General features: G+C 56.9%; 8 protein-coding genes. 3 read left to right on the forward strand and 5 right to left on the reverse strand.

Annotated elements, in window-relative coordinates; translation table 11 throughout:
• The 3 genes from ppdK to QZ326_RS09635 all read left to right on the forward strand — a co-directional run.
• Positions 1–1,880: pyruvate, phosphate dikinase (ppdK, locus tag QZ326_RS09625; RefSeq protein ID WP_295744530.1), on the forward strand; the 1,880-nt coding region annotated here is incomplete at its 5' end.
• Between the two features lie 306 nt (positions 1,881–2,186).
• A complete protein-coding gene (locus tag QZ326_RS09630; protein WP_295744533.1) occupies positions 2,187–3,305 on the forward strand; it encodes an FkbM family methyltransferase in 1,119 nt (372 codons plus the stop codon).
• Between the two features lie 265 nt (positions 3,306–3,570).
• Positions 3,571–4,206, forward strand: coding sequence for a superoxide dismutase (locus QZ326_RS09635; protein ID WP_295744536.1), 636 nt, complete (start codon positions 3,571–3,573; stop codon positions 4,204–4,206).
• A 58-nt stretch (positions 4,207–4,264) separates the two neighbouring features.
• Here QZ326_RS09635 and QZ326_RS09640 read toward each other — a convergent pair whose 3' ends face one another.
• From QZ326_RS09640 to lspA, 5 genes are all read right to left on the reverse strand, one after another.
• Positions 4,265–4,945 carry a TIGR00266 family protein gene (locus tag QZ326_RS09640; protein WP_295744539.1) on the reverse strand — a complete coding sequence of 227 codons (681 nt, stop codon included), beginning with the start codon at positions 4,943–4,945 and terminating at the stop codon, positions 4,265–4,267.
• Positions 4,929–5,531, reverse strand: coding sequence for an aromatic acid exporter family protein (locus QZ326_RS09645; protein WP_295744542.1), 603 nt, complete (start codon positions 5,529–5,531; stop codon positions 4,929–4,931). The genes QZ326_RS09640 and QZ326_RS09645 overlap by 17 nt, the downstream gene beginning before the upstream one ends.
• Before the next feature lie 202 nt (positions 5,532–5,733).
• Entirely contained in the window at positions 5,734–5,955 is a 222-nt protein-coding gene (locus tag QZ326_RS09650; protein WP_295744546.1) for a hypothetical protein, read from the reverse strand.
• A gap of 226 nt (positions 5,956–6,181) precedes the next feature.
• Entirely contained in the window at positions 6,182–7,099 is a 918-nt protein-coding gene (locus tag QZ326_RS09655; protein WP_295744550.1) for an RluA family pseudouridine synthase, read from the reverse strand.
• Positions 7,071–7,604 (reverse strand): signal peptidase II, encoded by a 534-nt coding sequence (gene lspA / locus QZ326_RS09660; protein ID WP_295744553.1) that lies wholly within the window; start codon positions 7,602–7,604, stop codon positions 7,071–7,073. The genes QZ326_RS09655 and lspA overlap by 29 nt, the downstream gene beginning before the upstream one ends.
• Positions 7,605–8,180 lie beyond the last annotated feature (576 nt).

Consider the following 8,180-nt stretch of genomic DNA (forward strand, 5'->3'; position numbering starts at 1 on the left):
ACTGCGGCACCGGCGTGGCCTTTACCCGCAACCCCGCCACCGGCGAGAAGAAGCTCTTCGGTGAGTTTTTGACCAACGCCCAGGGCGAGGACGTGGTGGCCGGTGTCCGGACGCCCATGCCCATCGCCGAGATGGCCGAGAAGTTCCCCGAGGCCTTTGCCCAGTTTGAAAACGTTTGCAAGACCCTGGAGGACCACTACCGGGATATGCAGGACATGGAGTTTACCGTGGAGCACGGCAAGCTCTACATGCTCCAGACCCGCAACGGCAAGCGCACTGCCCAGGCGGCTTTGAAGATTGCCTGCGACCTGGTGGACGAGGGCATGATCGACGAGAAGAAGGCCGTGGCCATGGTAGAGCCCCGCACCCTAGACACCCTGCTCCATCCCCAGTTTGATGCCGCGGCCCTGAAGGAGAGCAAGGTCATGGGCAAGGCCCTGGGCGCTTCCCCCGGCGCCGCCAGCGGCAAGGCCGTTTTCTCCGCCGAGGACGCCAAGGCCTGGGCCGCCCGGGGCGAGAAAGTGATTCTGGTCCGCCTGGAGACCTCCCCCGAGGACATCGAGGGCATGAAGGCTGCCCAGGGCATCCTCACCGTCCGCGGCGGTATGACCTCTCACGCCGCCGTGGTGGCCCGCGGTATGGGCAAGTGCTGCGTCTCCGGCTGCGGCGAGATCAAGATGGACGAGGAGAACAAGCAGTTTGAGCTGGCCGGCAAGACCTATCACGAGGGTGACTGGCTGAGCCTGGACGGCTCCACCGGCAATATCTACGACGGCGCTGTTTCCACTGTGGACGCCACGATTGGCGGTGAGTTCGGCCGCATCATGGGCTGGGCGGACAAGTACCGCCGCCTGGAGGTCCGCACCAACGCCGACACCCCCGCCGACGCCAAAAAGGCCCGGGAGCTGGGTGCCCAGGGCATCGGCCTGTGCCGTACTGAGCACATGTTCTTCAACGACGACCGTATTCAGGCCATCCGGGAGATGATCTGCTCCGACACCGTGGAGCAGCGGGAGAAGGCTCTGGCCAAGCTGGAGCCCATGCAGCAGGGCGACTTCGAGGGCATTTACGAGGCCATGGAGGGCTGCCCGGTCACCATCCGCTTCCTGGATCCCCCCCTGCACGAGTTCGTGCCCACTGAGGAGGCCGACATCGAGGCCATGGCCAAGGACATGGGCAAGACTGTGGAGGAGATCAAGGCCATCATCGCCGGCCTGCATGAGTTCAACCCCATGATGGGCCACCGCGGCTGCCGCTTGAGTGTCACCTTCCCGGAGATCGCCAGAATGCAGACCCGGGCCGTCATCAAGGCTGCCCTGAACGTTCAGGCCCGCCATCCCGAGTGGGACCTGGTCCCTGAGATCATGATCCCCCTGGTGGGTGAGCTGAAGGAGTTCGCCTATGTGAAGAGCATCGTCACCGAAGTGGCCGACGCCCTGATCAAGGAGGCCGGCTCCAACCTGAAGTATAAGGTGGGCAACATGATCGAGATCCCCCGTGCCGCCATGTGCGCCGACGACATTGCCCCCATCTCCGACTTCTTCTCCTTCGGGTCCAACGACCTGACTCAGCTGGTCTTCGGCTTCAGCCGGGACGACGCGGGCAAGTTCCTGGACGCCTACTATGACAAGAAGATCTACGAGAACGATCCCTTTGCCAAGCTGGACCAGCACGGCGTGGGCCGTCTCATCAGCAACGCCGCCCGCTGGGGCCGGAGCACCAACCCGGATCTGCATCTGGGCATCTGCGGCGAGCACGGCGGCGACCCCTCCAGCGTGGAGTTCTGCCACCGGATCGGCCTGGACTATGTGTCCTGTTCTCCCTTCCGGGTGCCCATTGCCCGTCTGGCCGCCGCGCAGGCTGCTATTAAGGATGCCTGAAAAGGCAGTGGCTGATACTTTGTTGATTTGATAAGATAAAAAGGATGCGTTGCCTTTCTATACGCGAGGCAACGCATCCTTCTTAAAAATTGATGCAATATTATTGCGATAAATTCACAGCGGGGTACCCCGCTGTCTGGTGTTCATTGAACACCAGACAATAAACTTTGACTATAATTATCTGATTAAAAATCTATGAATTTACGGTGGGCTTGTCTGATAAATGATGGAAGGCCCATTTCATGGCCTGAAAATTTTCGATATAAATCTTTTGATAGATAATAGAAAAATTGCAATCTTGGAGGTATGAATATAACAGATATGCGGCAGGCGGTAGAAACAATACAAAGAATCTATGAGATGTTGGAAGATGGAGAATCCAGAGAAATTTATATGACTCGACTTGCGTATAATGTGAGCGGTGAGAGTAAATATCTTATACGGCTGATGAATATTGCTTTTCAGCGTATGTGGCCAGGAAGATTTATTGATTATAGACATCTTGCGGGAATGGAGAAGACATTGGCAAAGGTGCCAGAGAATCATAAATTTGTTTTGTATGGAGCAGGGAATGAAGGGAAAGATTTTCTTCCCTTGGCGAGGCAGAAAGAGGGATTTGTCGGTTTTTGCAGCTCAACAGGTGTGAAGCAGAAAAACGGCTATTTGGGTTATCCGGTCATGTCTCCGAGGGAATTGCTGTCTCGCCGGGATTTGTATGTTGTGGTTGCCACATCGGCTGCCAGAGATGAATTGCTTGGCATTTTAGAGAATGGAAATTATCCTGCGGAAATGATTATTGATGGACCCGCATATTATAGCGAAAAGTTTGGCGAGGCGGAGCAGTATTTTGGTCCAAAATTTATAAAATTTTGCGACGAGGAGACCTTTGTTGATGTTGGCTGTTACGATTTCAGATCAGCACTTGCGCTGGGGAGACACTGTAAATGTGTAAAGAAGGTATATGCCTTCGAGCCGGACCCGGAGAATTACAAGAGGTGTCTGCAAAATGCTGAAAGCCGAAGCCGGATTCAAGATGTTCAAATTTTGCCATACGGTGTGTGGAGCGAAAAGACAACGTTGCAATTTAGCGCATGTGGTACAGTCGAATCCTCCTTCTGCGAAGAGAACACGATGAGTGTTTCAATTCCAGTCACGACCATTGACAATACAATTGATCCGTGTGACCGGGTGACTATGATCAAGATGGATATTGAGGGTTCAGAACTGGAGGCTCTGAAAGGAGCTAGGGAAACCATTTTGCGTGACAAGCCGAAGCTTGCCATCTCCATTTACCACAAGATGGAGGATATGTGGGAGATTCCGCTGTATATTAAGGAGTTAGTTCCAGAATATCGTTTTTATATCCGGCACCACAATAGTGGCGGCTTTGCCGAAAGTGTTTTGTATGCAGTGATGCCGGAATAAAATAATCAAACACCGCCGGCAAACAAAAACAAGAGATCTGTTCTAAGCAGCACTTAGAGGCACAGTCCGGCAAGACAGAAATTCATATTTGGTTCTGTTTTGTTGACTACCGTACGGCCTGCTGTCAAAACCCGGATAAGAGAATTCCGTCCCAGCCAATGGCTGGGGCGGAATTCTCTTATCCGCCCTGCCGCACCACTGGGGACGGGAACATATAATGAGTTAGTTAGACCATTATGACCCATCCTGCCCAGGAGGAATTGATATGAGTCAGCGATACCCGTTTCAAACTATGACACTTGGCTTTGGACTCAGTTCATTGAGCCCTTACTGTGATCCGGATACCTTGTATCTGCACCACGGCCAATACTACGCCCAAAGGGTCCGGGAACTGAACCACCTGGTCTCCAAGAACCGCCTGACAAACCTGACCCTGGAGGAGCTGCTCACACAGGACATCAACCTGCCTACTGCCCAGCTGGCCCGGCTGCAGGGAGCTGCCGGCGCTGTCTATAACCATGAGCTGTACTTTGACGGAATCCAATCTGTCATGGACACACCGCCGCTGAATAAGCTGACAGGCGTCCTCATCGGGGTCTACGGCTCCATGAGCGCCTTCAAACGGCTGCTGCTGGAGGCTGCCGACAGCCTCCCCGGGGCCGGCTGGGTATGGCTGGTGGCGGAGCGAAGCGGCGGACCTCACATCGTTATCACGGATAATAACGAAACCGTGGATCTCCAGGCTGTCCAGCCAATTTTTGTGGCGGACCTCTGGGAGCACGCCTATTTCCTGGATGACCAGTTTGACAAGGAGAAGTATCTGGATTACTGGTTCTCCTTCATCGACTGGAACAAGGCGGAGAGCCGCTTTGAACAGTCCCGGGTGAGCGCCGCGGTCTGACCTTTCAATCGAAAGAGCGCCGGTCCCGGCCTTCCTGCCAGGGCTGGCGCTCTATGCCTTATTTTCCTGTGGGGATAAAGGGGCGGATGGCCCCGGCCACGCTGCTGATGGGCATGGTCTGGAGATAGACCCGGCCCGGGCCGGTGACTACGGTGTTGAAGAGGCCCTCGCCGCCAAACACCATGTTCTTCACTCCGGGCACTGACTGGATGTCCATGGAACAGGTGGCGTCCATGGCGGCCAGGTATCCGGTGTCCACCACCAGGGACTGCCCCGCCGCCAGATCATACTCCATCACAAAGCCGTCAAACTCCGTAAAGGCCATGCCCCGGCCGGAGAGCTTCTGCATGATGAACCCCTCGCCGCCGAAAAAGCCTGCGCCGATCTTCTTTTGGAAGAATACCGACAGCTCCACCGTCTCCTCGCTGGCCAAAAAGCCGCTTTTCTGCACCACCAGCTCCCGCCCCGGCCCGATCTCAAAGGCCCGGATGTCCCCGGGAAAGCTGGAGGCAAAGGCGATCATCCCCGGGCCGCCCTGGGCGGTGTAGCGGTTCTGAAACAGGGCCTCTCCGGCGAACATCCGGCCCAGGGCCTTGCCCAGTCCGCCGTTGGAGGTGGTCTCCATCTTCATGTTTGGGCTCATCCAGCTCATGCTGCCCCGCTCGGTAATCATGGTCTCCCCGGCGCTCAGCTGGCAGATGACAACGGGCAGGGGCTTTCCCTCAATTCGATATTCCATCGCGTTCGTCCTCCGTTTTTTCATTGATATTTGGGGGCTCCTCCGCTTTGCGAAAGAGCCGGTAAAAGCGCTCCATAAACCGGAAAGTAAAGCCCCCGGGAAACACGCTGTTGACCACCAGGGCCATGATGACGCCAATACCGGTGTCGAAAATGCGGTTCAGGGCGTAGGTGATGTAGCTCTCCACTGGGGTGTTGAAGAGGATGATGCAAAGCACCACGCCGCCGGGCTGCACGCCTCCCACCCAGAAGATCTGGCACAGAAGGATCAGCGCCACAGTGCCTATAAACACCAGGGGCACCAGCAGCAGGGTGTGTCCGCCCTCCGGATAGAAGATCAGGTAAATCCGGAAGAGGGCCATGCCCAGAAGCCCGCCGATGGCGGTGCCGAAGAGGCGGTTTCCGCCGTGGAGCTTGGAGTTCTCCAGGTCGCTGCCCATGCCGAAGATGGCGCCGATGCAGGCGAAGGCGGGGCTGCGGTCCAAGAAGTAGTAGATGAACGCACAGAGCGCGGCGGCCAAAGCTGTTTTGATATTGCGCATTCCGATTTTGGGGAGACGGCGGGGGAATTGGCCGGTTTGGCTCATGAAAATCTCTCCTGACCAGCGGGCCGGATTGGAAGAGGCCCGTATATATAACCAGTATATCACGGCGCAATTCAGATGAAAAGGCCACTACGCAAAAATTTGCGAAATTTTGTAAAATTTTGCGCAAGGCCGGCGGACAAAAGGGCCCCGGCGCTCCGCACGGCAGCACGGAACGCCGGGGCTTCTCTTTTCGGATGGCGGCTCAGGCCATCTTGTGGACCAGCCGGTCCAGGCTTCTGGGATCGACGCTGTCCTCTGTCACCACGTTGACCCGCTTGCCGATCAGGGCATACAGGCCCAGCAGGGAGCGGGCGTCCAGCATCAGCGTATCGGTACTCAGCCATACCTCGTAGGGCGTGTGGGTGGCCAGCTCATTGATCTTCTCCACCTGGTCACGATTTTTTATATCAAGCGTTTTAACCATCGGATTTTCCTCCTTTTGAATCCACGCGGTTGAGCCGGGGCACTGCCGGGAGGACGGCGGGATATGGCCGTCACCTGCTCCCCGGGCCCGGCCCGGTCTCCTCTTGGAGATTGACCATATTCTAGCAGGAGAGGGCGAAGGTGTCAACGATGGTTTTGTACGAAACAACTAAAACAATCGGCTTCTGATTGTGCACATTCACGGCGAACAGGTGGCATAGAGGCCCTTACCGCAGGGCGGAGAGCTTCTGCAGCTGCTTCTGAAACTCCGGGGGCAGGGGGCAGGAGAGCTCTACCGTCTCCCCGGTGCGGGGGTGAAGAAACCGGAGGCCCGCAGCGTGGAGGCACTGACCCTGGAGGCCGGGGACTGCCTTTTTAGCCCCGTAGACCGTGTCTCCCAGAATGGGGTGGCCGATGTGGGCCATGTGGACCCGGATCTGGTGAGTGCGCCCCGTCTCCAGGCGGCATCGGAGATGGGTAAAGGCGGAAAAGCGCTCCAGCACCTGCCAGTGGGTGACAGCGGGGCGGCCGCTGGATACAACTGCCATGCGTTTGCGGTCCGTGGGGTGGCGGCCAATGGGGGCGTCCACGGTGCCGCTGTCCTGGCGGAGGTTCCCGGTGACGACGCACTGGTAGGTCCGGGCCAGGGTGTGGTCCTGGAGCTGGGCGGCCAGCCGGCGGTGGGCCAGATCGTTTTTCGCGGCAATGATGAGGCCGGAGGTGTCCCGGTCGATACGGTGGACGATGCCGGGGCGTAGCGCCCCGCCCACGCCGGAGAGGGAATCGCCGCAGTGAAACAGCAGCGCGTTGACCAGCGTGCCGTCGGGGTGTCCCGGAGCGGGATGTACGACTAGGCCCTTGGGCTTGTTGACTACGATCACATCGCCGTCCTCATAGATGATATCCAAAGGGATATCCTGAGGGGCCAGATCCACCGGATCCGGGTCCGGCAGGGAGACTTCTATCGTCTCATTCCCGGTGAGTTTATAGCTCTTGGACAGCGGTTTTCCGGCGCTGGTCACCAGTCCCTCTTCCAGCAGCCGGGCAGCAGCGGAGCGGGTCAGGCTCTCCACAGTCTCCGCCAGCCAGGCGTCTGTGCGGCGGCCCGTCTGGGCCTCACTGGGCTGCAGTGTCAGCGTCTCCATGGGCTCCTCCTCTTTTATCATGCTTTTCATAGAACCACAGATAGTATATTGCAGCCAGAACGGCGCCGGAGACCACGCAGATATCCGCCACATTGAACACAGGATAGGCGGGCCAGAACTGAAAGTGGAACATATCCACCACATAGCCCAGCCGCACCCGGTCGATGATGTTTCCAAGCCCGCCGGAGAGGATCAGGCAGCCGGCCAGCACGCCCAGAGGATGCCGTACGATCCGCCGTACCAGCACAAACAGCACCGCCAGCAGGATGAAGGCGGTGAGGCCTACCAGCAGCCACCGCTGACCGGAGAAGCTGGACCAGGCAGCGCCGTAGTTGTGGACCCGGGTCAGCTCTACCAGGCCCGGCAGCAGGTCTTTGGCCGGGTCTGCAGTCCAGTAGATATGGGGGGGGACGGGGGTGGCAAAGTGGGACGCCGTCCACCACTTCACCCACTGGTCCAGTCCCAGCAGGACCGCTCCCAGCAGAGCGCAGAGCGTATAGGTCATAGAGGGATGCTCCTTTGATATGAGTTGTCTTACAGTTTACACGGTTTCACTGAAAAAAGCAACCGGATTTGGCCGGCGGCGCACCGAGGGCTGTTTTTCACCATATGCGGCATCAAGCAGCCGCCCGCGCCGGACAGCTGCTTGATTGGACAAAACGTGATGCGCTGGAGTCAGAAGGCGGTAGGGGAATGTCGTAGGGCAATGTGATTTATTCTGTTAGGGGCAAAGTCGTTTATCCACCCGGCCCCCAGGCCGGCAGCCCCTACTCTGTGGTGATATAGCGTAAAATATTCTTAAATTCATTGTGTTAAGCATGGAAAGGATAGTCTAAAGGACAAAAAATTGACCACACATTGTTAGGTGCATGGTCAATTTTTTCTATGTCGGAGGCTGGTAGTTATTGCCCTGGACAGGATAAATCACATTGCCCTACGACAACAGAATTCACTTCCACTCGTTGCTGGGTATCATGCTTTAACGGATTTTGCTTTAGAAATATGATACCCTGTCCTTTTGATTATTTTGATATATCCATATTATCCAGCCTATACGATGGGCTGTTATCAAATTGTTATC

This window comes from uncultured Oscillibacter sp., from assembly GCF_910587525.1.
GTDB lineage: Bacteria > Bacillota > Clostridia > Oscillospirales > Oscillospiraceae > Oscillibacter.